The sequence below is a fragment of the Aerococcus sp. NPDC058936 genome (assembly GCF_042741995.1).
Classification (GTDB): Bacteria; Bacillota; Bacilli; order Lactobacillales; family Aerococcaceae; genus Aerococcus.
In genome coordinates, this window is sequence record NZ_JBHYKZ010000010.1 from 38,958 (window position 1) to 65,202 (window position 26,245).

The window sequence follows — 26,245 nt, forward strand, 5'->3', positions numbered from 1 at the left end:
GGAGCTTATAGTTATGCCAACTATTAACCAATTAGTACGCAAATCACGCCAAAGCTCAACTAAAAAATCTGGTTCTCCAGCTTTAGGCCGTGGTTACAACTCAATGAAACGTAAATCTACTTCTACAAACTCTCCTCAAAAACGTGGAGTTTGTACACGTGTAGGTACTATGACACCGAAAAAACCTAACTCAGCGTTACGTAAATACGCTCGTGTTCGTTTATCAAACATGATCGAGGTAACAGCTTACATCCCAGGTATCGGCCACAACTTACAAGAACATAGTGTTGTTCTTATCCGTGGTGGACGTGTGAAAGACTTACCAGGGGTTCGTTACCACATCGTTCGTGGTGCGTTAGATACTGCTGGAGTTAACGACCGTAAACAAAGCCGTTCTAAATACGGTACTAAAAAACCTAAATAATTAAAATTCGAAAGGAGGAGCACAAATGCCTCGTAAAGGACATATTGCAAAACGTGATGTATTACCAGATCCAATTTATAACTCAAAATTAGTTACTCGTTTAATCAACCGTATCATGGTTGATGGTAAACGTGGTAAAGCAGCTACTATTTTATATACTGCCTTCGACAACATTAAAGCTGAAACAGGTAACGACCCAATGGAGGTTTTCGAACAAGCAATCGAAAACATCGCACCAGTTTTAGAAGTTAAAGCTCGTCGTATTGGTGGTTCTAACTACCAAGTGCCAATCGAAGTTCGTCCAGAACGTCGTCAAACTTTGGCATTACGTTGGTTAGTAAACTACGCTCGCCTACGTGGTGAGAACACAATGGAACAACGCTTATCACACGAAATCATGGACGCTGCTAACAATACAGGTGCTTCAGTTCGTAAACGTGAAGAATCACACCGTATGGCAGAAGCTAACAAAGCCTTCGCACATTTCCGTTGGTAAGAGTTTTCTAAAAGTCGATAATTTATATTGTCGACTTTTCTCTAAAAACGTTATAATGATTGTGGAAACCAATTATTAAACGAATCAAAGAAAAAAGGAGTAAAGATAAGATGGCTAAAAGAGAATTTCCTCTTGAAAAGACTCGTAATATCGGTATCATGGCCCACATCGATGCTGGTAAAACGACGACTACTGAACGTATCTTGTTCTACACTGGTAAAATCCATAAAATCGGTGAAACTCACGATGGTGGGGCACAAATGGACTGGATGGAGCAAGAACAAGAACGTGGTATCACTATTACATCTGCTGCAACAACTGCACAGTGGAAAGACCACCGTGTAAACATCATTGATACCCCAGGACACGTGGACTTCACTGTTGAAGTTGAGCGTTCATTGCGTGTATTAGATGGTTCAGTAGCTTTACTAGATGCCCAATCAGGTGTAGAGCCTCAAACAGAAACTGTTTGGCGTCAAGCAGATACTTATAAAGTACCTCGTGTTGTATTCGTAAATAAAATGGATAAAATGGGTGCAGACTTCTTATACTCTGTAAACACTATCCACGAACGTTTACAAGCAAACGCTCAACCTATCCAATTACCAATTGGTTCTGAAGATGACTTCGAAGGTATCATTGACTTAGTGGAAATGAACGCTGAAGTTTACACTTCTGATGACGGTAGAGAATACGAAGAACGCGAAATTCCAGAAGAATACCGCGAATTAGCTGAAAAATGGCACACAAACCTAATTGAATCAATCGCTGACGTGAATGAAGATATTATGGAAAAATACCTTGAAGGTGAAGAGATTTCTAAAGAAGAGTTGAAAACGGCTATCCGTACAGCAACTACTAACGTTGACTTCTTCCCTGTAATGTGTGGTTCTGCCTTTAAAAATAAAGGTGTTCAATTGATGCTTGATGCAGTTATCGACTACTTACCTGCACCAACTGATGTTCCACCAATCCAAGGTCATGCATTTGACAACCCAGAAGAAGTGATCGAAGTTCGTGCAAACGACGATGCACCATTCTCAGCATTAGCGTTTAAAGTTATGACTGACCCATTCGTAGGTCGTTTAACTTTCTTCCGTGTGTACTCTGGTACTGTACAATCAGGTTCATACATCCAAAATGCTACTAAAGACAAACGTGAACGTTTAGGTCGTATCTTAATGATGCACGCTAACTCTCGTTCTGAAGTAGATGAAGTGTTCTCTGGTGATATCGCTGCTGCCGTAGGTCTTAAAGACACTACTACAGGTGACACTTTATGTGACGTTGACAACAAAGTTATCCTTGAGTCAATGGAATTCCCTGAGCCAGTTATTGAAGTTGCTATCGAGCCAGACACTAAAGCTGACCAAGACAAAATGTCTATCGCTTTAGGTAAATTAGCTGAAGAGGATCCAACTTTCCGTGCGTCAACTGACCACGAAACTGGTCAAACAATCATCGCTGGTATGGGTGAGCTTCACCTTGACATCATCGTTGACCGTTTGAAACGTGAATTCAATGTTTCTGCAACTGTAGGTGCGCCTCAAGTATCTTACCGTGAAACATTCACACAACAAACTCAAGTTCAAGGTAAATTCGTTCGTCAATCAGGTGGTAAAGGTCAATACGGTGACGTATGGATCGAATTCACACCTAACGAAGAAGGTGCTGGATTTGAATTTGAAAATGCAATCGTCGGTGGTGTGGTTCCTCGTGAATACATCCCTGCTGTTGAAGCTGGTCTTAAAGATGCAATGGAAAACGGTGTATTAGCTGGATTCCCATTAATCGATGTTAAAGCTAAACTTTACGATGGTTCTTACCATGATGTCGATTCATCTGAAACAGCCTTCAAAGTTGCTGCTTCATTAGCGTTACGTAACGCAATTAAATCTGCTAAACCTGCAATTCTAGAACCAATGATGCGTGTGGACATCCAAGTTCCTGAAGAATACTTAGGAGACGTTATGGGTCACGTATCTGCTCGTCGTGGACGTATCGAAGGTCAAACACCACGTGGTAACGCGTTGATGATCAACTCACAAGTTCCATTATCAGAAATGTTTGGTTACGCAACTACTTTACGTTCTGCAACTCAAGGACGTGGTACTTTCACAATGACATTCGATCATTACGAAGCTGTACCGAAATCTATTCAAGAAGACATTATCAAACAATATGGTAAAGGTTCAGAAGATTAATTTTTAAATTAAGACTTTGACGATAGGCTTACTCGCGGAAATCAAGTACCTACTAGGTTTTTCAAAGGTTAGATGCTTGATTTCTGAAGCGAGTTTGACTATAATGGACTTATTGAAAATCTATAAAACTTAGGTTTATATTTTCTATTCTTAGGAGGAATACATAAAATGGCAAAACAAACATATGAACGTACAAAACCCCATGTTAACGTTGGTACTTTAGGACACGTTGACCATGGTAAAACAACTTTATCAGCTGCAATCGCAACTGTATTAGCTAAACACGGTTTCGGTGAAGCTCAAGACTACGCTTCAATCGATAACGCTCCAGAAGAGCAAGAACGTGGTATTACAATCAATACTTCACATATCGAGTACGAAACAGCTAACCGTCACTACGCGCATATCGACGCCCCAGGACATGCTGACTACGTTAAAAACATGATCACTGGTGCTGCTCAAATGGACGGTGCGATCTTAGTAGTATCTGCTGCTGATGGTCCAATGCCACAAACTCGTGAGCACATCCTTTTAGCTGGCCAAATCGGTGTTCCTGCATTCGTAGTATTCTTAAACAAAGTTGACCAAGTTGACGATGAAGAATTACTAGAATTAGTTGAAATGGAAGTTCGTGACTTATTATCTGAGTACAACTACCCAGGTGACGATCTACCTGTAGTTGCTGGTTCTGCTTTATTAGCATTACAAGGCGACGAAGCTCAAGAAGCTAAAATTATGGAATTAATGGAAGCTGTAGACTCTTACATTCCAGAACCAGAACGTGACAACGACAAACCATTCATGATGCCAGTTGAGGATGTATTCTCAATCACTGGTCGTGGTACTGTTGCTACAGGTCGTGTTGAACGTGGTGAAGTTCGTACAGGTGACGAAGTTGACATCGTTGGTATTGCTGAACAAATCGGTAAATCAGTTGTAACTGGTGTTGAAATGTTCCGTAAAAACTTAGACTACGCTCAAGCTGGTGACAACATCGGTGCATTATTACGTGGTGTTCAACGTGAAGACATCCAACGTGGTCAAGTATTGGCTGCTCCTGGTTCAATCACTCCACATACTAAATTTAAAGCGCAAGTTTACGTTTTATCTAAAGAAGAAGGTGGACGTCATACACCATTCTTAACTAACTACCGTCCACAATTCTACTTCCGTACTACTGACATCACTGGTGTTATCACTTTACCAGAAGACGTAGCTATGGTTATGCCTGGTGACAACGTTGATATGGACGTTGAATTGATTCACCCAGTTGCGATCGAAGATGGTACTAAATTCTCTATCCGTGAAGGTGGACGTACTGTAGGTGCGGGTACAATCACTTCAATCGAAGCTTAATTAACACAATTAAACTTTAAAAATTAAATTTGCAAATTGAAAAGACGACCGGGTGACGACTCGGTCGTCTTTTTTTTACACATTTTTTATCATAAACTTTGTCAATTATCAGTCGCCATCTCGACAAAGCTATACGAAGTCATCAAGAAAAGCCACACAAACTTGGATTAAACTCCAAACCTGCATGGCTTTTGCTTTCAATACATTATTCAAATGGGTTATAAAACCGTCCTTGGTTTACTACAAACAACCATAATCCAAGTCCAACTAATAATCCTGTCACAATCAAGGCGGTGATATCTGCCTTCATAAAGGGACGGGCCCGATACCAAGTCCGTTTGTTACCTTTACCAAACCGTCGTAACTCCATGGCTTGGCTGATTACTTCAATCCGGTCCAATGAAGAAAAAATGAGGGGCATAATCACTTGTGCTGACCGTTTCACTCTTACAGTCAAACTAGCCTTGTTGGACATCTCAATCCCTCGTGCCTGTTGGCTTTGTCTTACTGCGAAGAATTGGTTTTGGATATCTGGTATATACCGTAAGGCTAATGAAACTGCATATGAAATTCGGTAAGATACACCAATCCGGTTTAAGGAAGATGCGAATTCGCTTGGGTTAGTGGTCAACATGAAGATTAATGCTAATGGAATCGTCGAGAAATACTTGATCATCAAGTTAAATTCATAGAAGACTTGCTCCCAAGTAAGAGAATAACGGCCAACCCCTTCCCAAATGACAGTTCGCGACTGGTATAAATTGACCCCATATTCAGGTTCGAAAATATAGACAGTCACTAAGTTCAATACTGAGAAGACTAGAATGAAGTAGACGACTGTAGACACTTCAGCCCATTTAATCTTAGAAATATAGAAGAGAACTAGTGATAAGACAGCTAAGCCTACCAAAAACCGGGTGTCATAAGACGTCATGGCGATGATAGACAGCAAGATGAAGGCGATTAATTTTGTCGCACCAGATAAGCGGTGTAAGGGTGATTCCTTCTTGATATAACCAAAACTTTGACCTTGTTTATTCGCCATCGTTCTCACCTCCAACCCATACACTCGCTTGTCTAACTCGCTGAGTTTGTCGTTCGAACTGGATGAATCGGTCGATAAAGTCCGTCGTTTCAATCTCATCCACCACTTGCCCTAAATCATACAAGGAAGTAGGCGCTAAATGGGCTTGGGCCATTAATTTTTCATCCGTTAAGACCGCAGATGGACGCTTATCACCCACCACTTGACCGTCGTGGAAGACAATCGTCCGGTTGGTATACTCTTGAATCAAATGCATATCATGGGTAATCATCAGAATGGTAATCCCTTGATCTCGGTTCAACCCCTTAATAAACCGCATCATATCAGTATAATGTTTATAATCTTGACCAGCTGTTGGTTCATCTAAAATCAAGACTTTTGGGTCTAACACTAAAATACTCGCAATTGTTACCCGTCGTTTTTGCCCATATGACAAGGCCGAAATTGGCCAATTCCTGTATGGGTATAAGCCGCAAATTCGCAAGGTATTAGCCACTTTTTCAGCTAAACCATCTGCGTCATCCTCGTACAAGCCGCGGTTGACTAGTCCAGACGCTACCTCATCGAATAGAATGTTTTTTGAGATCATCAAATTGGGGTTCTGCATCACGTAGCCGACCGAATCCGCAATTTCCTTAATCGATAATCCGTCTAAATCCTCCTGGAAAAGGGTTATCCGTCCTGAATCTGGTCGTTCAAATCCACAAATCAGTTTCGCTAGGGTAGATTTACCCGCACCGTTTGTCCCAACAATAGAAACCATGTCGCCAGCATCAATGGTCAGATTTACATCCGATATCAATGGGGCACTGTCATAAGAAAAGTTGACATGGTCCATGACTAAAATAGGCTTATCCGCCCTGATTTGAGTAGTTACTGTATTGTCAGCCAACCATTTAGACAGACGTTCTTGAACATCAGCAGTGACCATATCTGGTCGAAACCGCCCTAAATGTGGAATGTCTTCAACATTCACACCAGCATAATCAAAAGCATCTAAGTATAGAGGTTGGCGGACACCGGTTTGCGCTAATAAGTCAGACCGCAACAAGGCATCAAGGGAAACATCAGCAAGTAACCGTCCACTGTCAATAACAAGGACACGGTCAAAGTCGGCGACTAAGGCTTCTTCCAGACGGTGCTCGATGACTACAGTGGTCAATTCTTTTTCCTGGTTTAATTTGGCGATCAATTCCATGGTCGCTAAACCACTTGCAGGATCTAGGTTGGCCAAAGGCTCATCAAATAAAACGATAGGTGATTCATCAATTAAGACCCCGCCGATGGATACCCGTTGCTTTTGTCCGCCTGATAAAGATTGGGGGGCATGGTCCAAGAGGTCAACAAGGTCAAGACTATTGGCCCAATCCGCTACACTAGACACCATGCTAGCTTGGTCTACTTGGTCATTTTCTAAGGCGAAAGCCAAGTCTTCAGCTACGGTTAGGCCGACAAATTGTGCGTCAGTGTCTTGTAGGACGGTGCCGACGCTTAGTGATAAGTCGAAAATGGACTTGCTGGCGGAATCTTCGCCATTAATCAAAACCTGTCCGGTTAAATCGCCCTCAAAAGTATTGGGAATTTGCCCATTGATCATTTTACCAATGGTTGATTTACCAGACCCAGATGCACCGATAATGAGAACTTTCTCTCCTTGCTTGATTGAAAAGGAGATGTCCATCAAGTTTAGGTCTGCCTGACTCGCATATTTAAAAAAGAGGTTTTTAAATTCAATAGCCGGCGACAGATTGCTGTCCACCGGCTGAGTGTGTCTTTCATGATTTAACATAGTAAAACTTCCTATTAATTTTCTTTACGTAAACTTCCTGATTTTGTACGTGTACTTGCATACCCTTTTAATAATAAGGTACCGATGATACCAACCGCAAGTGAATTTAGCACACCTGACACAATCCCTTGAAAGAATACCTTAGATGCAGGTTCTGAATACATTAAAATATCTAAAGCAGGTGCTAGTAAGGCCCAAGCCAGTAAATTCACGATAACTTGCCCAATATTGAAAGTGATCATGTCTTTCTTTGTAAAAATGCCTTGGCTTACTTTAAGTTTACGGCCGATTAAACCGTAGCCAAAACCAGTAAAACCAGATGTTAAGACCCAAGACCACCATAAGCCATAAGTCAGTAAATCTTTAATGGCATGACCAATTAAGCCAATCAATAAACCTGCAAAAGGACCAAATACTGTTGCCATCAAGGCCAAGAATGGGTAAGTAGTTTCAATAGAAGTATTTGGCACCCCAGTAGGGATTGATAGAAAGCGTCCTAGAATAAAGAAGACAGCTGCCCCAATACCAATAGCCACTAAAGTTGTAATAGATGTTTGATTATTCTTCATAATGGATTCTCCTCATTTGTTTCTTCTATATAATAGCACTTGTGTATGCGTTCGGATACAAGCCTAGCAATTAAATTTTAGTAATTTCAATATTCCAATCCACACCAGTACCTACACCGTATGTCTCAGAGAAATTTTGTTGGTTGATAGCTACACCTAAATTCAATAATGAGTTGATATAACCAACTGGTTCGCCAATGGGTACATCAGCGAATGAATGACCGAACAAGATATGATTTTGATAATGTTTAATGCTGTTATGGTAAATCGTGACTGAAATGGTGTCACCGTTTTGGATGCCCGCTTCTTTTAACATTGTTGACGGGATATTCGTCCATAAAGAACCAAATCGGATGTCTAGTATATCGATAGTGCCGTAAATCGTGTTGTCGGCTAAACGCAAATCGCCAAGTTCGAAACTAGTCACCGCATCAATAGGGATGTCATTTTTCAATTCATCATAGTAAGATGCGTCTTGGGCTAATTTAGCGCCATTATAAACGTAAACATCACGTCCATGGAAGGTGTGTGATTCTTCAGAGTGTGGTAACCGGTTTTTAATCTCATCGATTTCCTTCACAGATTCTAAGCCGATGTGTTTAGCTAGGTGGGTTAAGGTGCCGTTGTCAGGCGTAACAATATAGTGACCTGAGTTAGTTTTTGCTACAACAGATTTACGTGCAGAACCAACACCAGGATCGACTACAGAAACGAAGACTGTATTTGCTGGCCAATATTTAATGGTTTGTAATAGGCGGTATGAAGCGGCGAAAATATCATAAGTAGGAATCTCGTGGGTTAAATTGGCAATTGTTAAAGCTGGGTCTACTGTGTAAGCCACCCCATACATTGCCGCTACCGCACCGTCACCTAAACCAAAGTCAGTTTGTAATACTAAGAAACTATTCGTCATATCTGTTTCCTCCAATGATTTAAAATCCTTTTATAGGCTTATCATACGCAATTAGTAGGCATTTAACAATCTCTATCAAAAGAATTTCGCAAGTTATAAGCTATCGCGTATGATAGGGGAAAATGTTTGTGCCAAATTGTAATATATGATTTTCGCACAGTCATTTGTTACAATAAACACCGCAAGCAGAAATTCACTATAATATAGAAGAAATTGTTATTTGGAAAAAAGCTGGCCTGGATTAGCTGACGGCCTTCTAAAGGAGAGAAAGTCGTTTTCTAAGACATCAATAGCTGATGATAATGAACAATGATTATATAGTTAATAATTCTATAGTTATTATATAGAAGAAAAATGAAAGGGAGGCAAGATTAAATGACGCAACCATTCGCGAAACAAAGTTTAATAGAAGTATTGACCGCTTATAAGGCAGATCCAAACCCATTAACAACTCTGGCTATGTTGACCAAGATGGCGAACGCCAACTTATATGCTATCCAACAAAAGGGGACACCAGTCGACAAGAGTAGCTGGTTAACTTACGACAAAGATAAGGGACAACGAGAGCTTGTGACTTTCACGGATAAAGATCAAGCTAGCCAATACGCATCTAAAGCAGATAACATCTCGGTACAGCAAGTGACTTTTAAGCAGATTGCCCTGATGGTTTTAGCCAAAGACAACCCCATTGATAGCTTTATCATCAATCCTTGGACCACTAAAGCAAAATTTAATCAAAATATCATCGAAAAGGTATGGCAGTATGCGATAAAACATGTATAATATACCTGTTGGAAGATGACACAGTAGGGCGCGTTGCTAATAATTGGCAACCGCCTTGTAAAATATTTCAAAAAAGATACACTAGGCAGCGTTGGCAATGGTCGTCAGAAAAAGGCCTTTCATAAAGAATTGGCGAGAAATGAGTTTTTTTTTGAAAAAAAGACCAGAAAAAGCTTGCACTGCCTAGTTTAATTTTGTATACTAATTGGGTGCCGTTTTATACGGAACCACAGTATTTACGTGAAAACGTTGATACACCAATAAGCAGTGATGTATGAGGTTGCGACACACCCGGTAGCATTGCCATAAGGGTGGCCGGTAATTCATACGGAGCAAGTCAAATTTTAAAATATGACGAGGAGGAAAAAGTCATGGCAAAACAAAAAATTCGTATTCGTTTAAAAGCTTACGAACACCGTGCATTAGATCAATCAGCAGCTAAAATTGTTGATACTGCACAACGTACAGGAGCAGAAGTATCAGGTCCAATTCCATTGCCTACTGAACGCTCATTATTCACAGTAATCCGTGCAACACATAAATACAAGGATTCACGTGAACAATTCGAAATGCGTACGCATAAACGATTAATCGACATCGTTAACCCAACACCAAAAACTGTTGATGCGTTAATGAAATTAGATTTACCATCAGGCGTAGACATCGAAATTAAATTATAATTCCAGAATCATCGCAATAAATTAGTTAACCCAATTATTAAATAAAAAATTATACGGAGGTGTACTCATGACTAAAGGAATCTTAGGAAAAAAAGTAGGTATGACACAATTCTTTACAGAAACTGGTGAATTAGTACCAGTTACAGTTATCGAAGCACAACCAAACGTTGTTTTACAAGCTAAAACAAACGAAACTGATGGCTACGAAGCTATTCAAGTTGGTTTTGACGACAAACGTGAAGTGTTGGCAAACAAACCTCACAAAGGTCATGTAGCAAAAGCAGAAACTACTCCTAAGCGCTTCATTAAAGAATTCAAAGATGTTGAGCTAGGAGATTACGAAGTTGGATCAGAAATCAAGGTTGATATCTTCCAAGCAGGAGACATCGTTGATGTTACGGGTACTTCAAAAGGTAAAGGATTCCAAGGTGCTATCAAGCGTCATGGTCAATCACGTGGACCTATGTCACATGGTTCTCATTACCACCGCAGCCCAGGTTCAATGGGTATGGCGTCGGATGCTTCTAAAGTATTCAAAGGTAAAAACTTACCAGGACAAACTGGTGGTACGCAAATTACTATCCAAAACCTAGAAATCGTTAAAGTAGATGCAGAGCGCAACGTCATCTTAATCAAAGGTAACGTTCCAGGTGCTAAAAAATCTATGGTAACAATCAAATCTGCAGTTAAGTCTGCTGAATAATACCAGGAAGGAGGAACAGTTTCATGGCAAACATTACATTATTTAAACAAGACGGTTCACAAGCTGGCGAAATCACATTAAACGATGAAATCTTCGCAATTGAACCAAATGAAAATGCAATCTACGATGTAGTTATTATGCAACAAGCTTCATTACGTCAAGGTACTCACAAAGTTAAAGGACGTTCAGAAGTTAGCGGTGGTGGACGTAAACCATGGCGTCAAAAAGGTACAGGTCGTGCTCGTCAAGGTTCAATCCGCTCTCCACAATGGGTAGGCGGTGGCCGTGCATTCGGACCAACACCTCGTTCATATGCTTACAAATTACCTCGTAAAGTTCGTCGTTTAGCTTTACGCTCTGCATTATCTAACAAGGTAGCAGAAAACAACTTCATCGTTGTTGATGAATTAGCATTCGAAACACCAAAAACTAAATTATTCCAAGAAGTGTTGAATAACTTACAAGTTGAAAATAAAGTTTTAGTTGTAATCAACAAAGACAACGACAACGCACAATTATCAGCTCGTAACTTACCAAACGTAAAAGTAGTTGATGAAAACAACGTTAACGTATTTGACTTAGTTAACTCTGAAAAAGTCATCATTACAAAAGCAGCACTTTCTAACGTAGAGGAGGTACTAGCATAATGTTGGCACACGACGTAATCATTCGCCCAATCATCACTGAAGAATCAATGTTGAAAATGGACGAAAACAAATACACTTTTGAAGTAGCTGTTAAAGCGAACAAAACAGAAGTTAAACAAGCAATCGAAGAATTGTTCAACGTAGACGTGAAAAACGTAAACATCATGAACGTTCGCGGTAAATTAAAACGTATGGGACGTTTTGCTGGTTATACACGTAAACGCCGTAAAGCAATCGTAACCATCGCTGAAGGTCAATCAATCGAAATCTTCGGTAACGAAGCAGAATAATTAAGATAGGAGGAAATTCACGTGGCGATAAAAACATATAAAGCAACGACTAACGGTCGTCGTAACATGTCAGGTTCAGATTTCTCAGAAATCACTAAAACAACTCCTGAAAAAACATTGTTAGAATCACAAAGCAAACGTGCTGGTCGTAACAATAACGGTCGCATTACAGTTCGTCATCACGGTGGTGGACACAAACAAGCTTACCGTATCATCGACTTCAAACGTAACAAAGACAACGTTGAAGGTGTAGTGAAAGCTATTGAGTACGATCCAAACCGTTCAGCTAATATTGCATTAATCCACTATACAGATGGTATTAAAGCTTACATCATCGCACCTAAAGGTTTACAAGTTGGTGCTCGTATTTCTTCTGGTGAAGCAGCAGATATCAAAGTTGGTAATGCATTACCATTGAAAAACATCCCAGTTGGTACTTTAGTACACAACATTGAAACTAAACCTGGTAAAGGTGGACAATTAGTTCGCTCTGCTGGTGCTAGTGCTCAAGTGTTAGGTAAAGAAGACAAATACGTATTGATCAAATTAACTTCTGGTGAAGTTCGTATGATCTTAGGTACTTGTCGTGCAACAATTGGTGTTGTTGGTAACGAACAACACAGCTTAATCAACGTAGGTAAAGCAGGACGCTCTCGTTGGGCTGGTAAACGTCCAACTGTTCGTGGTTCTGTAATGAACCCTAACGATCACCCTCACGGTGGTGGTGAAGGTAAAGCTCCAGTCGGACGTCCAAGTCCAATGACTCCATGGGGTAAACCTGCACGTGGTATTAAGACTCGTGATAAGAACGCACGTAGCAATAAATTAATTGTACGTCGTCGTAACTCTAAGTAATCACATTAAATAGGATAGCGAAGGGAGCCAAATAAATATGAGCCGTAGCTTGAAAAAAGGACCTTTTTGTGATGACCATTTAATGAAAAAAGTGGTTGCACAACAAGACGCACAAAAGAAACAAGTAATCAAAACTTGGTCACGCCGTTCAACAATTTTCCCTAACTTTGTTGGGTTAACAATTGCTGTATACGATGGCCGCAAACATGTACCAGTTTTTATCCAAGAAGATATGGTAGGTCACAAATTAGGTGAATTCGTACCAACTCGTACATACAAAGGACATGGCGCTGACGACAAGACAACTCGTCGTTAATCTGAGAGGAGGAAATAAAGAATGGCAGAACAAATTACATCTGCAAAAGCAACTGCAAACACAGTTCGCGTTTCTGCTCGTAAAGCACGTTTAGTTGTTGACTTAATCCGCAACAAAACTGTCGGTGAAGCTATTGCAATCTTAAAAAACACTCCTCGTTCAGCATCTCCTGCTGTAGAGAAAGTGTTAATGTCTGCAATTGCAAACGCAGAACACAACTTTGGCTTAGAGCCAGCTAATTTAGTAGTAAGCGAAGCATTCGTAAACGAAGGACCAACGATGAAACGTTTCCGTCCACGTGCGAAAGGTTCAGCTTCTAGAATCAACAAACGTACAAGCCACATTACAGTGGTAGTAAAAACAGCAGAGGAGGCATAATTAATGGGACAAAAGATTAATCCTATCGGTATGCGTATCGGCGTCATCAAAGATTGGGACGCTCGTTGGTATGCAGAAAAAGACTTTGCAGATACTTTACACGAAGACTTACATATCCGCGAATACATCGCTGAAACATTAAAAGATGCTTCTGTATCTCAAGTTGAAATTGAACGTGCTGCAAACAAAGTTAACGTAAACATCCACACTGCTAAACCAGGTATGGTTATCGGTAAAGGTGGTTCTGAAGTTGACGCATTACGTAAAACTTTAAACAACCGTACAGGTAAAAAAGTACACATCAACATTGTAGAAATTAAAAAACCTGAATTAGACGCTAAATTAGTTGGTGAGTCAATCGCTCAACAATTAGAAAACCGTGTAGCTTTCCGTCGTGCGCAAAAACAAGCAATCCAACGCACAATGAAATCAGGAGCTAAAGGTATCAAAGTTCAAATCTCAGGTCGTTTGAATGGTGCCGACATGGCGCGTTCAGAAACTCAAGTAGAAGGAACAGTTCCATTGCATACATTGCGTGCGGACATCGACTACTCATGGGAAGAAGCCGACACTACATACGGTAAGATCGGTATCAAAACATGGGTATGCCGTGGTGAAATCCTTCCAACAAAAAATATTCAAGGGGAGGCTTAAAACATGTTAGTACCTAAACGTGTAAAACACAGACGTGAATTCCGTGGTAAAATGCGTGGCGAAGCTAAAGGCGGAAAAGAAATTGCATACGGTGAATTCGGTTTGCAAGCATTAGATTCAGCATGGATCACTAACCGTCAAATTGAAGCATCTCGTATTGCCATGACACGTTACATGAAACGTGGTGGGAAAGTATGGATTAAAATCTTCCCACATAAATCTTATACAGCTAAAGCAATTGGTGTTCGTATGGGTTCTGGTAAAGGTGCTCCAGAAGGTTGGGTATCTCCAGTAAAACGCGGTAAAATCTTATTTGAAGTTGCCGGCGTTCCAGAAGAAGTAGCTAAAGAAGCATTGCGTTTAGCATCTCACAAATTACCTATTCGTACTAAAATCGTAAAACGTGAAATTGGTGGTGAATCTAATGACTAAATTTACAGATATTAAAGATCTTTCCACTGCTGAACTTACTGCTAAAGAACAAGAATATCGTCAAGAATTATTCAACTTACGATTCCAATTGGCAACTGGTCAATTAGAAAACACAGCTCGTATTAAAGCTGTTCGTAAAGATATCGCGCGTGTTAAAACTGCGTTACGTAATCAAGAAGCGTAAGAAAATTCAGTAAAGGAGGAAACCTGTCCATGGAAGAACGTAATAACCGTAAAGTGTTACAAGGCCGTGTTGTTTCTGACAAAATGGAGAAAACAATCACAGTCCAAGTTGATACTTTCAAATTCCATCCAACATATGGTAAACGTATCAAATATTCTAAGAAATACAAAGCACATGATGAAAACAATTCAGCAAAAATGGGTGACATCGTCCGCATCGCGGAAACTCGTCCATTGTCAAAAGACAAATACTTCCGTCTTGTTGAAATCGTTGAAGAATCAATCATTATCTAATAACAACTGGAAGGAGGTACTCTATAAATGATTCAATCAGAAACTCGTTTAAAAGTAGCAGATAACTCAGGCGCACGTGAAGTCCTAACAATTAAAGTATTAGGCGGATCTGGCCGTAAAACTGCAAACATTGGTGATGTTATCGTGGCAACTGTTAAAAATGCAACACCAGGTGGAGTTGTCAAAAAAGGTGATGTAGTTAAAGCAGTTATCGTTCGTACTAAGAGCGGCGTTCGTCGTCCAGATGGTTCATACATCAAATTCGACGAAAATGCATGTGTAATTATTCGTGACGATAAATCTCCTCGTGGAACACGTATCTTTGGTCCAGTTGCACGTGAATTACGTGACAACAACTATATGCGTATTATTTCATTAGCTCCAGAAGTAATCTAAAATCTGAAGAAAATAAGGAGGTGCCCGTTTAAATGAAAGTAAAAGCAAATGACACAGTTATCGTTATTGCCGGTAAAGACAAAGGCAAACAAGGTCGTGTAAAACAAGCTTTGCCAAAAGCTGACAAAGTTGTTGTTGAAGGTGTTAACATCGTTAAAAAACATCAACGTCCAACTCAAATGAACCCTCAAGGCGGTATCATCGAAGTTGAAGCACCTATTCATGTATCTAACGTTCAACTAGTAGACCCTAAAACAGGCGAAGCAACACGTGTAGGTTACCAAGAACAAGATGGTAAACGTGTTCGCGTAGCGAAAAAATCAGGCGAAGTAATCGCTGAAGCAGTATCAGGAGAGGAGGACGCTGAATAATGGCTAATCGTTTACAAGAAAAATATAAAAATGAAGTAGTACCATCAATGATTGAAAAATTTAACTATAGTTCAATCATGCAAGCACCCAAATTAGATAAGATCGTTATCAACATGGGTGTTGGTGATGCAGTATCTAACGCGAAAAACTTAGAAAACGCTGTTGAAGAATTAACATTAATCGCTGGTCAAAAACCAGTTGTTACAACTGCTAAGAAATCAATCGCTGGTTTCCGTTTACGTGAAGGTATGCCTATCGGTACTAAAGTTACTTTACGTGGCGAACGTATGTATGAATTCTTCGACAAATTAGTAACAGTTTCACTACCTCGTGTACGTGACTTCCGTGGTATCAGCAACCGCTCATTCGATGGACGTGGTAACTACACATTAGGTATCCGTGAACAATTGATCTTCCCAGAAATCGACTTTGACAAAGTATCTAAAGTACGTGGTATGGACATCGTAATTGTTACAACTGCTGATTCAGACGAAGAATCATTAGAATTATTAACTCAACTAGGAATGCCATTCCAAAAATAATAAAGTCTTGAAGGAGGCGTGAGTAATTTGGCAAAAAAATCAATGATCGAAAAGAACAAGAAACCAGCTAAATATTCTACTCAAGAATATACTCGTTGTGAACGTTGTGGACGCCCACATTCAGTTTACCGTAAATTTAAATTATGCCGTATTTGCCTTCGTGAACTTGCCTATAAAGGGGAAATTCCTGGAGTCAAAAAAGCAAGCTGGTAAATTTCTGGTAATTAAGTAAAGGAGGGTGTACTCGTAATGGTCATGACTGATCCAATTGCGGACTTTTTAACTCGTATTCGTAACGCCAACATGGTGCGCCACGAATCATTCGAAAGTCCATCATCAAAAATCAAAGAAAATATTGCTGCTATCCTTAAAGAAGAAGGATATATCAAAGATTACGAAATCATCGAAGATGATAAACAAAACGTTATCCGTGTATTCATGAAATACACAAGCGATAACCAACGAGTAATCACAAACTTAAAACGTATCTCTAAACCAGGTTTACGTGTATACGCGAAAAGTGATCAAATTCCTAAAGTTTTAAACGGCTTAGGTACTGCATTAGTTTCAACATCTGAAGGTGTTATCACTGATAAAGCAGCTCGTGCTAAAAACATCGGTGGCGAAGTTTTAGCTTACGTTTGGTAATAAATAACAAAAATAAAAAAACAAAATTGAAAGGCAGGTGCAGTCTAGAATGAGTCGTATTGGTAATAAAATTATCGAGATTCCTAGTAACGTAACCGTAGAAAAAGCTGGTTCAACTATCACTGTTAAAGGCCCTAAAGGCGAATTATCACGTGAGTTCAACCCTGTAATTGATATTCAAATCGGGGAGAAAGAAATCACTTTCACTCGTCCTAATGACCACAAAGAAGTACGTTCTATCCACGGAACTACTCGTGCATTAGTAAACAACATGGTTGTTGGTGTTTCTGAAGGATTCGAGAAGAAACTTGAAATGACTGGTGTTGGTTACCGTGCACAATTAGCAGGTAACAAATTAACTGTCAATGTTGGTTTATCTCACCCTGTTGAATTCGTAGCGCCAGAAGGCATCGAAATCGAAGTGCCAACTAACACTACAATCAACATCAAAGGTATCAACAAAGAAGTTGTTGGTGAATTAGCAGCGAATATCCGTGCAACTCGTTTACCAGAACCATACAAAGGTAAAGGTATTCACTACGTTGGCGAATACATTCGTCGTAAAGAAGGTAAAACTGGTAAATAATTGTAATTCTTTACAATTATTTCCTTTTACTTGTATCCAAATTATCTATAAATTAAGGATGATGAGGTCATCCTTACAAATCTAACAAAGAGGTGACTATTTTGATCAGCAAACCAGATAAAAATAAATTACGTCAAAAACGCCACGCGCGTGTTCGTCGCAACATTTCTGGAACAGCAGAGTGCCCACGCTTGAACGTATTCCGTTCTAACAAACACATCTACGCTCAATTAATTGATGACGTAGCGGGTGTTACTGTAGCGAGTGCCTCTACAAACGAAGAAACATTATCAGCCGCAACTAAAACCGAAAGTGCAGCATTAGTTGGTAAAGCTATCGCTGAACGCGGTGTAGCAGCAGGCGTTAAAGTTGTAAAATTTGACCGTGGTGGCTACCAATATCATGGACGTGTACAAGCTTTAGCAGATGCAGCTCGTGAAAACGGCTTAGAATTTTAGGAAAAGGAGGAAGCCAAGAACATGACAAACACATTTCAAGAATTAAACATTAACGAAAACGACCTTGAAGAACGCGTTGTTGCCATTAACCGTGTTGCTAAAACCGTTAAAGGTGGACGTCGTATGAACTTCGGTGCCGTTGTTGTTGTCGGTGATAGAAATGGCCATGTTGGTCTAGGTACTGGTAAAGCTGCCGAAGTACCAGAAGCAATCCGCAAAGCGGTTGAAGATGGTAAGAAAAACTTAATTACTATACCTCGTGCAGGATCAACTGTTCCTCATGAAGTTATCGGTAAATTTAACGGTGGTAACGTATTACTTAAACCAGCTCAAGCCGGTTCAGGTATCGCTGCTGGTGGTCCAGTTCGTGCCGTAGTCGAATTAGGTGGTATCGCAGATATTACTTCTAAATCACTAGGTTCTAACTCACCAATCAACATTGTACGTGCTACTTTAGAAGCAATTAAATCATTAAAATCTCCAGAAGATGTAGCTGCATTACGTGGTAAATCTGTGGAAGAATTATTAGGTTAAGGAGGAAATTCGAATGACTGAAGTAAAAATTACTTTAAAACGCAGTTTAATTGGACGTCCTCAAGACCAAATTAAAACAGCTCAAGCATTAGGGTTAACAAAAGTTGGTAAAACAGTTGTTAAAACTCGTAACGAAGCAATCAACGGTATGATTACTAAAATTGCTCACTTAGTAGTTGTTGAAGAAGCATAATCTAGAATAGGAGGTGCCTAACAGGATGAAATTACATGAATTACAACCTTCAGAAGGATCTCGTCACACACGTCACCGTGTAGGTCGTGGTGCAAGTTCTGGTTGGGGTAAACTATCAAAACGTGGACAAAAAGGTCAAAAAGCTCGTTCAGGTGGTGGTGTACGTTTAGGTTTCGAAGGTGGACAAACACCATTGTTCCGTCGTATTCCAAAACGTGGTTTTACAAGCATCAACCGTAAAGAATATGCGATCATCAATCTTGATGACTTAAACGTATTTGAAGATGGTGCTGTTGTAGCCGCTGCTGACTTAATCGAAGCTGGCTTAGTTAAAAAAGAAAAATCTGGTATCAAAGTTTTAGGTAATGGTGAATTAGAACGCAAACTAACCGTTAAAGCAGCTAAATTCTCAGCATCAGCTAAAGAAGCTATTGAGGCCGCTGGGGGTTCAATCGAGGTGATCTAATGTTTCAAATACTGAAAAATGGATTTCAGGATAAGGATATTAGAAGCCGCGTGGCATTCACAGCAATCATGTTGATTGTATTCCGTATCGGGGCTAGCATAACTGTCCCGGGCGTGAATGCTGCAGGAATTCAAGGGTTAGCTGAATCTGGTTTATTCAGCCTACTAAACACTCTTGGTGGGGGAGCACTTTCGAGCTACTCCATCTTTTCATTGGGTGTTTCACCGTATATAACCGCATCTATTATTATTCAACTATTGCAGATGGAGATTATACCTTCATTTACAGAGTGGTCTAAACAGGGTGAAGTTGGTCGTCGTAAGTTAAATCGATGGACTAGATACTTTGCTGTAGCGATTGGCTTTTTTCAAGCTTTAGCTATTTCAATAGGATTTAATTCATTGTCATCGCTAGGATTAATTGATAATCCAGGTTTTGTAACTTACTTACTGATTGCTTTATTCATGACTGCTGGATCTATGTTTGTTGTCTGGATTGGTGAGCAAATCACTGAATATGGAATAGGTAATGGTACTTCAATCATTATCTTTGCTGGTATTCTAGCGCAAATCCCCTCAGAGTTAACGTCTTACTATCAAAATAACATTGTAGATGCTACTAGCAGTGAATTAAATCAACAATTGATTTATGCAGGACTATTTGTTCTTGTATTTATCCTATTAATTATGTTCGTCATTTTCATGAGTCAAGCGGAACGTCAAATCCCCGTACGTTATTCTAAACGTGCGAATTCGGCATCGCAAAAGTCTCATTTACCATTAAAAATTAACTCAGCAGGTGTTATTCCCGTTATCTTCGCGTCATCATTAATCATGGTGCCACAAACGGTACTCGGACTATTTGCCGCTGATTATAGTGATGTTTCTTGGTATCAAATATTGTCAACAATCTTTAATTTGGAAAAACCAGCGGGTATCGCTATTTATGCAATTGTCATTATTTTGTTCACGTTCTTCTATGCACATATTCAGATTAACCCTGAACGTGCTGCAGAAAATCTGCAAAAAGCTGGTGGATATATTCCAAGTATCCGGCCAGGTTTAGCAACTAAAGAATATTTACAAAAAATGTTAAATCGTTTAAGTACAGTTGGCTCACTATTCTTGATGGGTGTAGCAGTTCTACCTTTGCTAGGGGCATACTTCTTTGATATGCCACAATCAATTGCTTTAGGTGGTACAAGCTTACTAATCGTTGTTGGTGTTGCTTTAGACACAGCAAAACAAATTGAAGGACGTACAATCAAACGTCAATACGTTGGCTTTATTCATGATAAAAAAGACTAATGCGTAACGTGCTTGGGGAGGACAATTATGAATATTATTTTAATGGGCTTGCCTGGTGCCGGTAAAGGTACTCAAGCAGCTAAAATCGTTGAAGATTATAAATTTCCACATATTTCTACTGGAGATATGTTTAGATCAGCAATCGCTGAAGGAACTGAATTAGGAAAAAAAGCCAAATCATTCATGGATGATGGTGCATTAGTTCCTGATGAAGTAACCAATGGTATTGTTGAAGAAAGACTTCAAAAAGAAGATACACAAGCTGGCTTTATGCTAGACGGTTTTCCAAGAACTGAAGCACAAGCTAAAGAACTTGGCGGTATCATGACTCGCTTAGATCGCGACATTGATGCAGTTATCTACTTAGACGTGCCAGCAGAAACGTTGAAAGAACGTTTATCAGGACGAATCATTTGTCGTAACTGTGGCGCAACATACCACAAAGTTTTGAACAAACCAAAAGTAGACGGCGTATGCGATGTTTGCGGAAGCCATGATTTCTACCAACGTGAAGACGATAAACCTGAAGTTGTTGAAAACAGATTAAAAGTTAATCAAGAACAACAGCAACCAATCTTAGACTTCTATGAAAGTCAAGGTAAGCTTTATCGCATTCCTGGTGATATCGGTATTGACAATGTTTACGCTGAGATCCAAAAGATTTTAGATAAATAATATTTGTTGCTTTAAGTCGCTAATTATGGTAAGATATTCGGGTTGACTGAACATTTCGTATTTCTATCCTATAATCAATTAGTGATTAAACGAAACAACCACCTTTAGGAGGAAAAACTTTGTCAAAAGAAGATATGATCGAAATTGAAGGTACTGTGACTGAAACATTACCTAATGCTATGTTTAAGGTCCAATTGGAAAATGGTTATGAAGTTATCGCGCATATTTCAGGAAAAATGCGTGTAAACTACATTCGTATTTTACCAGGCGACCGTGTAAAAGTTGAGATGTCTCCATATGACTTGACGAAAGGTCGTATCACCTACCGATTCAAGTAATGTAGAGATATATAATCGAGGAGGTATAACTGTGAAAGTAAGAGCATCTGTTAAACCAATGTGTGAACATTGTAAAGTTATTCGCCGTAACGGTAAAGTTATGGTTATTTGTTCTAATCCAAAACATAAACAACGCCAAGGCTAATTAAAGATAAATAAAAAGGAGGGTTTTCGTATATGGCTCGTATAGCAGGAGTAGATATTCCACGTGAGAAACGTATCGTTATTGCCTTAACATACATCTATGGTATCGGTAAAACGACTTCTCAAAAAATCTTAGCGCAAGCTGAAATTTCAGAAGATACTCGTGTACGTGACTTAACTAACGATGAGTTAGATCGTTTACGTGCAGCAGTAGATACAATTAAAGTTGAAGGTGACTTACGTCGTGAACGTGCTTTAGACATCAAACGTCTACAAGAAATCGGTTCATACCGTGGTATCCGTCACCGTCGTGGTTTACCAGTTCGTGGTCAAAACACTAAGAACAACGCACGTACGCGTAAAGGTAAAGCTGTCGCAATTCAAGGTAAGAAAAAATAATCTAAAAGGAGGTTAATTACACTATGGCTAAACGTCCAGTTTCACGCAAACGTCGTGTGAAGAAAAATGTCGAAACAGGTGTGGCGCACATCCACTCTACATTTAACAATACTATCGTTATGATTACTGATGAGCATGGTAATGCAATTTCTTGGTCATCTGCAGGTGCTTTAGGATTTAAAGGTTCTCGTAAATCTACTCCTTACGCTGCACAAATGGCTTCAGAAACAGCTACAAAAGCTGCTATGGATCACGGTATGAAATCTGTTGAAGTTTCAGTAAAAGGTCCTGGTTCAGGTCGTGAATCAGCTATCCGTGCTTTACAAGCAGCAGGTTTAGAAGTTACTGCTATTCGCGATGTAACACCTATTCCTCATAATGGTTGCCGTCCTCCAAAACGTCGTCGTGTTTAATCGATTGATGAACTTGGATATGCGATGATACATTTTCTCACGTTTTGAAAGGGGTAATTTGTCGATATGATCGAAATTGAAAAGCCAAATATTGAGACAATTGAAATTAACGACGATAGTAAATTTGGTAAATTCGTTGTAGAACCATTAGAACGCGGCTATGGAACAACCCTAGGTAATTCATTACGTCGTATCTTGTTGTCCTCACTACCAGGTACAGCAGTTACATCAATCCAAATTGACGATGTTTTGCATGAATACTCAACAGTCCCAGGTGTACGTGAAGACGTTACTGAGATTGTGTTGAACGTAAAACAATTATCATTGAAATTGTATGACGTAGAAGAAAAACAAGTAGAAATTGACATCACAGGTCCAGCTGACGTAACAGCTGCTGATATTATTGCCGATGCTGATTTCGATGTTATGAATCCAGACTTACATATCTGTACGCTTGCAGAAGGCGCTCGTTTCCACATGATTATGAATGTTAAAAACGGTCGTGGTTTTGTACGCTCAGAAAATAATAAAGTGGATTCAATGCCAATTGGCGAAATCCCAGTGGATTCTATCTACACACCAATTTCCAAAGTAAACTATCAAGTTGAAAATACTCGTATCGGAGAAATCAACGAATACGATAAATTAACTATGGATATTTGGACTGATGGTACAATTTCACCCGAAGAAGCATTAAGCTTAGCGGCAAAAATCATGACAGAACACTTGGAAGTATTCGTTAACTTAACAGACGAAGCTCGTCAAGTTGAAGTTATGGTCGAAAAAGAAGAAACACAAAAAGAAAAAATGCTTGAAATGACTATTGAAGAACTAGACTTATCAGTTCGTTCATACAACTGTTTAAAACGTGCAGGCATCAATACTGTTGAAGAATTGACTAACAAATCTGAACCAGAAATGATGAAAGTACGTAACTTAGGTCGTAAGTCTCTTGAAGAGGTTAAACACAAGCTAGCTGCTCTTGACTTATCTTTACGTCAAGAAGATTAATAAATCATAAAGGAGGATACTGACAATGGGTTACCGTAAATTAGGTCGTACTAGCTCTCAACGTAAAGCTATGTTACGTGACTTAACTACTGATTTAATTATCAATGAACGTATTACTACAACAGAAACTCGTGCGAAAGAGATCCGTCGTACAGCTGAAAAAATGATTACTTTAGGTAAACGTGGAGATTTAGCTGCTCGCCGTCAAGCGAACCAATTTGTTCGTAACGAAATCGCCGATGTTCGCGCTGAAGGTGAAGACATCGTTATCGAGTCTGCTTTACAAAAATTATTCAACGATCTTGGTCCTCGTTACGCTGAACGTCAAGGTGGATACACTCGTATCTTAAAAACTGAACCTCGTCGTGGCGATGCTGCACCAATGGTTATTCTTGAATTAGTTTAATAAAAACTTTTCGTGATGTATAAAACGGAGTGTCATGATGGTGGTTATATCTTGTATAGCCGAGTCTAGCTCTATCTACTCCTAGCGTGATGAAGTTCGCTAGGAGTGGAATATATCCATAAGTCTTATGAATAAATCAAGGCCAATTCATTTAGGTGAAAAATTGGTTCGGCATATGTGTTGTTTAACCAACAGGTGTTTGGTAGCATATATGCTTTTTTATTTTCTAAAGTGGTTGGGGCTAGGGCTCAACCACTTTTTTGGTTGTTTGGACGGTATTTGTCGGGCAAGACTTTAGGAAATTTCAAAATTAATGTTCTCATTTTTCCATACTATCGATATAATATATGTATTATATTTGCGTGAATTGTCTCGAGCATTGTCAATGGCGTGCTTGGCAATTTAGAGAGGCGAGGGTAATGAAAAAAAACTACTTTACACAGTTTGATACAATTCGATTCTTAGCGATGTTGGGTATTATTTTATACCACTATCTAACCCACCGTGTTTCGGGTGGATTCCTAGGGGTGGACATTTTTCTCGTACTTTCGGGGTATTTAGTGACTAGTCAAATGGAGAGTAAATATAAAGCAGGTATCCAGGAGTCTTATTTTAAGAAAACCTGGAGTCGCATACGAAAAGTGTGGTGGCCTATGGTCATTATTACAATGGTAGGTCTGACTTATTTACTACTATTTAGACAGCAATTATTGGTCAATATTGGCATTAATCTAACAACATCTTTGTTATTCGTCAATAATTGGCAGCAAATATTATCTGGGTCATCCTATTTCGCCAATATGCTACACCCGTCACTAACAACACATTATTGGTATATTGCCGTTTATATGCAATTTATGGTGATATGGCCCTTATTCTTTAATGCTAGTCGACGTTATACTAAAACTAAATGGCAATCAGGAGTGGTCATGCTTGGTGCCGCGGTTTTGTCAGGCATTTTAATGGCGATAATCTTCACACCTGGCGAAGACCCGTCACGAGTTTACTACGGTACGGATACTAGGTTCTTCTCTATCGCTTTTGGTGGGGCTGCTGCCCAATTGTTGGACATGGACCAACTAGCTATTTGGTTGAAGAATCGTTTTGGTCGGTTTCACCACTTTATTGTTGATGTGGTATTGTTAGGCTTATTGGCTATACTCACTTACGGGATGCGCCACATGCTTGATGCAGCGACATTCACCTACTATGGCGGCATGTTCGGTTATAACTTCCTGGCAGCCGTGACCATTGCCCTATTAACCTACCAAGGATCTTGGGTTAGTTTTCTATTGAAATTTAAACCCTTGCGGTGGCTTGGTCAACGTACATTCCATATGTATTTATGGTATTATCCAATCAATGTATTGTTCCATATGGTTCCAACCAGTCAGAATTGGTTTACTAATAGTATATGGCCACAAGTCATTTTGATTATTGTCCTATCCTGCTTGTCTTATGCCTTACTAGAGGAAAAAAGATGGTCGGTGCCAATTTTTAATGAAGTCCGAAATAATCAACCCGTCCGTCTATTTACAAAGGTACGTAATTTGTTTAAAGAGCCGGCACCTTGGTCGACCCGTATTTTATTCTTAGTGTTTACCTTCATCTTCCTTGGTGGTGCGAGTGCTGTTGCAATTTCTAAACCAGCAGACAATGTGACAGTAGAAGAGCAGCAAGCAGCTGAGCAGGCCAAGAAGATTGAGGAATTGAATAAACAACGGGCTGAACAAGAAAAACAAGCAAACGCGAGTCTATCAACCTATAAAGACAGTTTAAGTGAGGCGTCACTAGGATTCTATGAAGGGATTCCTGATGAACAAGCCCGCTTTGCCTACCAATTATCGGTAACCTTTATTGGTGACTCCCTAATGGTCGGTGAATCGGAAGGTTTATACACCTTGTATCCTAATGCTATCGTTGACGCGGCGGTTGGTCGCCAGTTATATACCTTAATTAGTTATCCAGCTAGCTTAGAAGCACAGGGAATGCTCCATGACACGGTTCTTGTTGACCTAGGAGCCAACGGTGGCTTTACGTCAGCCCAATTGTCTGACTTCTTAGATGAGATTGGACGGGACAAGACGATTTTCCTAGTCAATACTCATGTCGACCGTCCTTGGGCAGCTGATGTCAATAAGACGTTAGCTGAAGCGGCCAGTGACGATGGTGATACCATCCACTTATTGGACTGGCATGAATACTATAGTAACCACGAGGAAGCATCCACTTGGTTGAGCCAAGACGGGGTCCACTTTAATCCTGACGGAGGTCAAGTGTGGTTGCAGTTTATCACCAACGGTATGTACGAAGTCTTGAAAAAATAAAATTTCCATATATAAATGAA

At 39.7% G+C, this 26,245-nt stretch carries 39 protein-coding genes; 35 read left to right on the top strand and 4 right to left on the bottom strand.

All coding sequences use genetic code 11. The annotated features are described in order from the left end of the window. Positions 1-13: 13 nt before the first annotated feature. From rpsL to tuf, 4 genes are all read left to right on the top strand, one after another. Entirely contained in the window at positions 14-424 is a 411-nt protein-coding gene (gene rpsL / locus ACFW0C_RS08390) for a 30S ribosomal protein S12 (protein ID WP_059135282.1), read from the top strand. 25 nt (positions 425-449) lie between these two features. Continuing rightward, on the top strand, positions 450-920 hold the full coding sequence (gene rpsG / locus ACFW0C_RS08395) for a 30S ribosomal protein S7 (protein WP_016896550.1): 471 nt from the start codon (positions 450-452) through the stop codon (positions 918-920). A gap of 110 nt (positions 921-1,030) precedes the next feature. After that, positions 1,031-3,124, top strand: a complete 2,094-nt coding sequence (gene fusA, locus ACFW0C_RS08400) for an elongation factor G (protein WP_378106803.1) — start codon at positions 1,031-1,033, stop codon at positions 3,122-3,124. A 168-nt stretch (positions 3,125-3,292) separates the two neighbouring features. After that, a complete protein-coding gene (tuf, locus tag ACFW0C_RS08405) occupies positions 3,293-4,480 on the top strand; it encodes an elongation factor Tu (protein WP_378106804.1) in 1,188 nt (395 codons plus the stop codon). 205 nt (positions 4,481-4,685) lie between these two features. Here the strand turns inward: tuf and ACFW0C_RS08410 are convergent, their stop codons facing one another. From ACFW0C_RS08410 to ACFW0C_RS08425, 4 genes are all read right to left on the bottom strand, one after another. Then, positions 4,686-5,525 carry an energy-coupling factor transporter transmembrane component T family protein gene (locus tag ACFW0C_RS08410; protein ID WP_378106805.1) on the bottom strand — a complete coding sequence of 280 codons (840 nt, stop codon included), beginning with the start codon at positions 5,523-5,525 and terminating at the stop codon, positions 4,686-4,688. After that, complete coding sequence (locus ACFW0C_RS08415) at positions 5,515-7,314, bottom strand: ABC transporter ATP-binding protein (RefSeq protein ID WP_378106806.1); 1,800 nt, start codon at positions 7,312-7,314, stop codon at positions 5,515-5,517. Before ACFW0C_RS08415 ends, ACFW0C_RS08410 begins: the two co-directional genes overlap by 11 nt. Before the next feature lie 14 nt (positions 7,315-7,328). Further along, a complete protein-coding gene (locus tag ACFW0C_RS08420; RefSeq protein ID WP_378106807.1) occupies positions 7,329-7,883 on the bottom strand; it encodes an ECF-type riboflavin transporter substrate-binding protein in 555 nt (184 codons plus the stop codon). A 70-nt stretch (positions 7,884-7,953) separates the two neighbouring features. Beyond that, positions 7,954-8,796 carry an S-adenosyl-l-methionine hydroxide adenosyltransferase family protein gene (locus ACFW0C_RS08425; RefSeq protein ID WP_378106808.1) on the bottom strand — a complete coding sequence of 281 codons (843 nt, stop codon included), beginning with the start codon at positions 8,794-8,796 and terminating at the stop codon, positions 7,954-7,956. 375 nt (positions 8,797-9,171) lie between these two features. Between ACFW0C_RS08425 and ACFW0C_RS08430 the strand changes: the two genes are divergently transcribed. The 31 genes from ACFW0C_RS08430 to ACFW0C_RS08580 all read left to right on the top strand — a co-directional run bounded on the left by ACFW0C_RS08430 (position 9,172) and on the right by ACFW0C_RS08580 (position 26,225). Then, the gene (locus ACFW0C_RS08430) at positions 9,172-9,579 is read left to right on the top strand and encodes an SseB family protein (protein ID WP_378106809.1); all 408 of its coding nucleotides are present in this window, start codon (positions 9,172-9,174) and stop codon (positions 9,577-9,579) included. 371 nt (positions 9,580-9,950) lie between these two features. Continuing rightward, the gene (rpsJ, locus tag ACFW0C_RS08435) at positions 9,951-10,259 is read left to right on the top strand and encodes a 30S ribosomal protein S10 (protein ID WP_016896561.1); all 309 of its coding nucleotides are present in this window, start codon (positions 9,951-9,953) and stop codon (positions 10,257-10,259) included. Positions 10,260-10,326: 67 nt separating this feature from the next. Further along, the gene (gene rplC, locus ACFW0C_RS08440; RefSeq protein WP_083068057.1) at positions 10,327-10,962 is read left to right on the top strand and encodes a 50S ribosomal protein L3; all 636 of its coding nucleotides are present in this window, start codon (positions 10,327-10,329) and stop codon (positions 10,960-10,962) included. A gap of 23 nt (positions 10,963-10,985) precedes the next feature. Then, positions 10,986-11,609, top strand: a complete 624-nt coding sequence (gene rplD, locus ACFW0C_RS08445; RefSeq protein WP_259799851.1) for a 50S ribosomal protein L4 — start codon at positions 10,986-10,988, stop codon at positions 11,607-11,609. After that, a complete protein-coding gene (rplW, locus tag ACFW0C_RS08450; protein ID WP_004262545.1) occupies positions 11,609-11,899 on the top strand; it encodes a 50S ribosomal protein L23 in 291 nt (96 codons plus the stop codon). Before rplD ends, rplW begins: the two co-directional genes overlap by 1 nt. Positions 11,900-11,920: 21 nt before the next feature. Further along, complete coding sequence (gene rplB, locus ACFW0C_RS08455; RefSeq protein WP_378106810.1) at positions 11,921-12,754, top strand: 50S ribosomal protein L2; 834 nt, start codon at positions 11,921-11,923, stop codon at positions 12,752-12,754. 37 nt (positions 12,755-12,791) lie between these two features. Then, positions 12,792-13,070, top strand: a complete 279-nt coding sequence (gene rpsS / locus ACFW0C_RS08460) for a 30S ribosomal protein S19 (protein WP_016896564.1) — start codon at positions 12,792-12,794, stop codon at positions 13,068-13,070. Between the two features lie 21 nt (positions 13,071-13,091). Beyond that, positions 13,092-13,448, top strand: coding sequence for a 50S ribosomal protein L22 (rplV, locus tag ACFW0C_RS08465; RefSeq protein ID WP_004262560.1), 357 nt, complete (start codon positions 13,092-13,094; stop codon positions 13,446-13,448). Positions 13,449-13,451: 3 nt separating this feature from the next. Further along, complete coding sequence (rpsC, locus tag ACFW0C_RS08470; protein ID WP_004262563.1) at positions 13,452-14,102, top strand: 30S ribosomal protein S3; 651 nt, start codon at positions 13,452-13,454, stop codon at positions 14,100-14,102. Positions 14,103-14,105: 3 nt separating this feature from the next. Continuing rightward, on the top strand, positions 14,106-14,534 hold the full coding sequence (rplP, locus tag ACFW0C_RS08475; RefSeq protein WP_004262566.1) for a 50S ribosomal protein L16: 429 nt from the start codon (positions 14,106-14,108) through the stop codon (positions 14,532-14,534). Then, positions 14,527-14,718 carry a 50S ribosomal protein L29 gene (gene rpmC / locus ACFW0C_RS08480; RefSeq protein ID WP_004262569.1) on the top strand — a complete coding sequence of 64 codons (192 nt, stop codon included), beginning with the start codon at positions 14,527-14,529 and terminating at the stop codon, positions 14,716-14,718. Before rplP ends, rpmC begins: the two co-directional genes overlap by 8 nt. Before the next feature lie 29 nt (positions 14,719-14,747). Next, entirely contained in the window at positions 14,748-15,011 is a 264-nt protein-coding gene (rpsQ, locus tag ACFW0C_RS08485) for a 30S ribosomal protein S17 (RefSeq protein WP_004262572.1), read from the top strand. Positions 15,012-15,038: 27 nt separating this feature from the next. Further along, positions 15,039-15,407 carry a 50S ribosomal protein L14 gene (gene rplN / locus ACFW0C_RS08490; RefSeq protein ID WP_004262575.1) on the top strand — a complete coding sequence of 123 codons (369 nt, stop codon included), beginning with the start codon at positions 15,039-15,041 and terminating at the stop codon, positions 15,405-15,407. 32 nt (positions 15,408-15,439) lie between these two features. Then, the gene (rplX, locus tag ACFW0C_RS08495; protein ID WP_004262586.1) at positions 15,440-15,778 is read left to right on the top strand and encodes a 50S ribosomal protein L24; all 339 of its coding nucleotides are present in this window, start codon (positions 15,440-15,442) and stop codon (positions 15,776-15,778) included. Then, entirely contained in the window at positions 15,778-16,320 is a 543-nt protein-coding gene (gene rplE / locus ACFW0C_RS08500) for a 50S ribosomal protein L5 (protein ID WP_378106811.1), read from the top strand. The genes rplX and rplE overlap by 1 nt, the downstream gene beginning before the upstream one ends. 27 nt (positions 16,321-16,347) lie before the next feature. After that, entirely contained in the window at positions 16,348-16,533 is a 186-nt protein-coding gene (locus ACFW0C_RS08505) for a type Z 30S ribosomal protein S14 (protein WP_004262592.1), read from the top strand. Between the two features lie 36 nt (positions 16,534-16,569). After that, positions 16,570-16,968: a 30S ribosomal protein S8 gene (gene rpsH, locus ACFW0C_RS08510; RefSeq protein ID WP_026465792.1), complete on the top strand. Its 399-nt coding sequence runs from the start codon at positions 16,570-16,572 to the stop codon at positions 16,966-16,968. A 49-nt stretch (positions 16,969-17,017) separates the two neighbouring features. After that, positions 17,018-17,554: a 50S ribosomal protein L6 gene (gene rplF / locus ACFW0C_RS08515; RefSeq protein WP_279098701.1), complete on the top strand. Its 537-nt coding sequence runs from the start codon at positions 17,018-17,020 to the stop codon at positions 17,552-17,554. Between the two features lie 92 nt (positions 17,555-17,646). Next, a complete protein-coding gene (gene rplR, locus ACFW0C_RS08520) occupies positions 17,647-18,012 on the top strand; it encodes a 50S ribosomal protein L18 (protein WP_016896568.1) in 366 nt (121 codons plus the stop codon). 21 nt (positions 18,013-18,033) lie between these two features. Beyond that, positions 18,034-18,546 carry a 30S ribosomal protein S5 gene (gene rpsE, locus ACFW0C_RS08525; protein WP_016896569.1) on the top strand — a complete coding sequence of 171 codons (513 nt, stop codon included), beginning with the start codon at positions 18,034-18,036 and terminating at the stop codon, positions 18,544-18,546. 13 nt (positions 18,547-18,559) lie between these two features. Continuing rightward, positions 18,560-18,739 carry a 50S ribosomal protein L30 gene (rpmD, locus tag ACFW0C_RS08530; protein WP_004262600.1) on the top strand — a complete coding sequence of 60 codons (180 nt, stop codon included), beginning with the start codon at positions 18,560-18,562 and terminating at the stop codon, positions 18,737-18,739. 25 nt (positions 18,740-18,764) lie between these two features. Continuing rightward, positions 18,765-19,205: a 50S ribosomal protein L15 gene (rplO, locus tag ACFW0C_RS08535; RefSeq protein WP_378106812.1), complete on the top strand. Its 441-nt coding sequence runs from the start codon at positions 18,765-18,767 to the stop codon at positions 19,203-19,205. Further along, positions 19,205-20,512 (top strand): preprotein translocase subunit SecY, encoded by a 1,308-nt coding sequence (secY, locus tag ACFW0C_RS08540; RefSeq protein ID WP_004262602.1) that lies wholly within the window; start codon positions 19,205-19,207, stop codon positions 20,510-20,512. Before rplO ends, secY begins: the two co-directional genes overlap by 1 nt. Before the next feature lie 27 nt (positions 20,513-20,539). Beyond that, positions 20,540-21,187 carry an adenylate kinase gene (locus ACFW0C_RS08545; RefSeq protein WP_378106813.1) on the top strand — a complete coding sequence of 216 codons (648 nt, stop codon included), beginning with the start codon at positions 20,540-20,542 and terminating at the stop codon, positions 21,185-21,187. A gap of 119 nt (positions 21,188-21,306) precedes the next feature. Next, positions 21,307-21,525, top strand: a complete 219-nt coding sequence (gene infA / locus ACFW0C_RS08550; RefSeq protein ID WP_378106814.1) for a translation initiation factor IF-1 — start codon at positions 21,307-21,309, stop codon at positions 21,523-21,525. 31 nt (positions 21,526-21,556) lie between these two features. After that, positions 21,557-21,670, top strand: a complete 114-nt coding sequence (gene rpmJ, locus ACFW0C_RS08555; protein ID WP_004262605.1) for a 50S ribosomal protein L36 — start codon at positions 21,557-21,559, stop codon at positions 21,668-21,670. Positions 21,671-21,702: 32 nt separating this feature from the next. Continuing rightward, positions 21,703-22,068 carry a 30S ribosomal protein S13 gene (rpsM, locus tag ACFW0C_RS08560; protein WP_004262607.1) on the top strand — a complete coding sequence of 122 codons (366 nt, stop codon included), beginning with the start codon at positions 21,703-21,705 and terminating at the stop codon, positions 22,066-22,068. Between the two features lie 23 nt (positions 22,069-22,091). Then, positions 22,092-22,481, top strand: a complete 390-nt coding sequence (rpsK, locus tag ACFW0C_RS08565; RefSeq protein WP_004262610.1) for a 30S ribosomal protein S11 — start codon at positions 22,092-22,094, stop codon at positions 22,479-22,481. Between the two features lie 66 nt (positions 22,482-22,547). After that, positions 22,548-23,492 (top strand): DNA-directed RNA polymerase subunit alpha, encoded by a 945-nt coding sequence (locus ACFW0C_RS08570; protein WP_378106815.1) that lies wholly within the window; start codon positions 22,548-22,550, stop codon positions 23,490-23,492. 25 nt (positions 23,493-23,517) lie between these two features. After that, positions 23,518-23,898: a 50S ribosomal protein L17 gene (gene rplQ / locus ACFW0C_RS08575; RefSeq protein ID WP_004262615.1), complete on the top strand. Its 381-nt coding sequence runs from the start codon at positions 23,518-23,520 to the stop codon at positions 23,896-23,898. Between the two features lie 419 nt (positions 23,899-24,317). Then, positions 24,318-26,225, top strand: a complete 1,908-nt coding sequence (locus ACFW0C_RS08580) for an acyltransferase family protein (protein WP_378106816.1) — start codon at positions 24,318-24,320, stop codon at positions 26,223-26,225. Positions 26,226-26,245: the final 20 nt, after the last annotated feature.

Excerpts from the sequence above, each read along its gene's own strand:
- ACFW0C_RS08430 (WP_378106809.1), top strand. The coding sequence starts at position 9,172 with ATGACGCAACCATTCGCGAAACAAAGTTTAATAGAAGTATTGACCGCT.
- rplF (WP_279098701.1), top strand. The coding sequence starts at position 17,018 with ATGAGTCGTATTGGTAATAAAATTATCGAGATTCCTAGTAACGTAACC.
- rpsC (WP_004262563.1), top strand. The coding sequence starts at position 13,452 with ATGGGACAAAAGATTAATCCTATCGGTATGCGTATCGGCGTCATCAAA.
- rpsG (WP_016896550.1), top strand. The coding sequence starts at position 450 with ATGCCTCGTAAAGGACATATTGCAAAACGTGATGTATTACCAGATCCA.
- rpsJ (WP_016896561.1), top strand. The coding sequence starts at position 9,951 with ATGGCAAAACAAAAAATTCGTATTCGTTTAAAAGCTTACGAACACCGT.
- rpsH (WP_026465792.1), top strand. The coding sequence starts at position 16,570 with ATGGTCATGACTGATCCAATTGCGGACTTTTTAACTCGTATTCGTAAC.
- rplE (WP_378106811.1), top strand. The coding sequence starts at position 15,778 with ATGGCTAATCGTTTACAAGAAAAATATAAAAATGAAGTAGTACCATCA.
- rpmD (WP_004262600.1), top strand. The coding sequence starts at position 18,560 with ATGACTGAAGTAAAAATTACTTTAAAACGCAGTTTAATTGGACGTCCT.
- fusA (WP_378106803.1), top strand. The coding sequence starts at position 1,031 with ATGGCTAAAAGAGAATTTCCTCTTGAAAAGACTCGTAATATCGGTATC.
- ACFW0C_RS08410 (WP_378106805.1), bottom strand. The coding sequence starts at position 5,525 with ATGGCGAATAAACAAGGTCAAAGTTTTGGTTATATCAAGAAGGAATCA.
- rpsK (WP_004262610.1), top strand. The coding sequence starts at position 22,092 with ATGGCTAAACGTCCAGTTTCACGCAAACGTCGTGTGAAGAAAAATGTC.
- secY (WP_004262602.1), top strand. The coding sequence starts at position 19,205 with ATGTTTCAAATACTGAAAAATGGATTTCAGGATAAGGATATTAGAAGC.
- ACFW0C_RS08425 (WP_378106808.1), bottom strand. The coding sequence starts at position 8,796 with ATGACGAATAGTTTCTTAGTATTACAAACTGACTTTGGTTTAGGTGAC.
- rpmC (WP_004262569.1), top strand. The coding sequence starts at position 14,527 with ATGACTAAATTTACAGATATTAAAGATCTTTCCACTGCTGAACTTACT.
- rplQ (WP_004262615.1), top strand. The coding sequence starts at position 23,518 with ATGGGTTACCGTAAATTAGGTCGTACTAGCTCTCAACGTAAAGCTATG.
- rplD (WP_259799851.1), top strand. The coding sequence starts at position 10,986 with ATGGCAAACATTACATTATTTAAACAAGACGGTTCACAAGCTGGCGAA.
- rpsL (WP_059135282.1), top strand. The coding sequence starts at position 14 with ATGCCAACTATTAACCAATTAGTACGCAAATCACGCCAAAGCTCAACT.
- ACFW0C_RS08420 (WP_378106807.1), bottom strand. The coding sequence starts at position 7,883 with ATGAAGAATAATCAAACATCTATTACAACTTTAGTGGCTATTGGTATT.
- rplW (WP_004262545.1), top strand. The coding sequence starts at position 11,609 with ATGTTGGCACACGACGTAATCATTCGCCCAATCATCACTGAAGAATCA.
- rplP (WP_004262566.1), top strand. The coding sequence starts at position 14,106 with ATGTTAGTACCTAAACGTGTAAAACACAGACGTGAATTCCGTGGTAAA.
- rpsQ (WP_004262572.1), top strand. The coding sequence starts at position 14,748 with ATGGAAGAACGTAATAACCGTAAAGTGTTACAAGGCCGTGTTGTTTCT.
- ACFW0C_RS08415 (WP_378106806.1), bottom strand. The coding sequence starts at position 7,314 with ATGTTAAATCATGAAAGACACACTCAGCCGGTGGACAGCAATCTGTCG.
- rplC (WP_083068057.1), top strand. The coding sequence starts at position 10,327 with ATGACTAAAGGAATCTTAGGAAAAAAAGTAGGTATGACACAATTCTTT.
- rplO (WP_378106812.1), top strand. The coding sequence starts at position 18,765 with ATGAAATTACATGAATTACAACCTTCAGAAGGATCTCGTCACACACGT.
- ACFW0C_RS08545 (WP_378106813.1), top strand. The coding sequence starts at position 20,540 with ATGAATATTATTTTAATGGGCTTGCCTGGTGCCGGTAAAGGTACTCAA.
- tuf (WP_378106804.1), top strand. The coding sequence starts at position 3,293 with ATGGCAAAACAAACATATGAACGTACAAAACCCCATGTTAACGTTGGT.
- rpsM (WP_004262607.1), top strand. The coding sequence starts at position 21,703 with ATGGCTCGTATAGCAGGAGTAGATATTCCACGTGAGAAACGTATCGTT.
- rpsE (WP_016896569.1), top strand. The coding sequence starts at position 18,034 with ATGACAAACACATTTCAAGAATTAAACATTAACGAAAACGACCTTGAA.
- ACFW0C_RS08580 (WP_378106816.1), top strand. The coding sequence starts at position 24,318 with ATGAAAAAAAACTACTTTACACAGTTTGATACAATTCGATTCTTAGCG.
- ACFW0C_RS08570 (WP_378106815.1), top strand. The coding sequence starts at position 22,548 with ATGATCGAAATTGAAAAGCCAAATATTGAGACAATTGAAATTAACGAC.
- rplX (WP_004262586.1), top strand. The coding sequence starts at position 15,440 with ATGAAAGTAAAAGCAAATGACACAGTTATCGTTATTGCCGGTAAAGAC.
- rpsS (WP_016896564.1), top strand. The coding sequence starts at position 12,792 with ATGAGCCGTAGCTTGAAAAAAGGACCTTTTTGTGATGACCATTTAATG.
- rplV (WP_004262560.1), top strand. The coding sequence starts at position 13,092 with ATGGCAGAACAAATTACATCTGCAAAAGCAACTGCAAACACAGTTCGC.
- rplN (WP_004262575.1), top strand. The coding sequence starts at position 15,039 with ATGATTCAATCAGAAACTCGTTTAAAAGTAGCAGATAACTCAGGCGCA.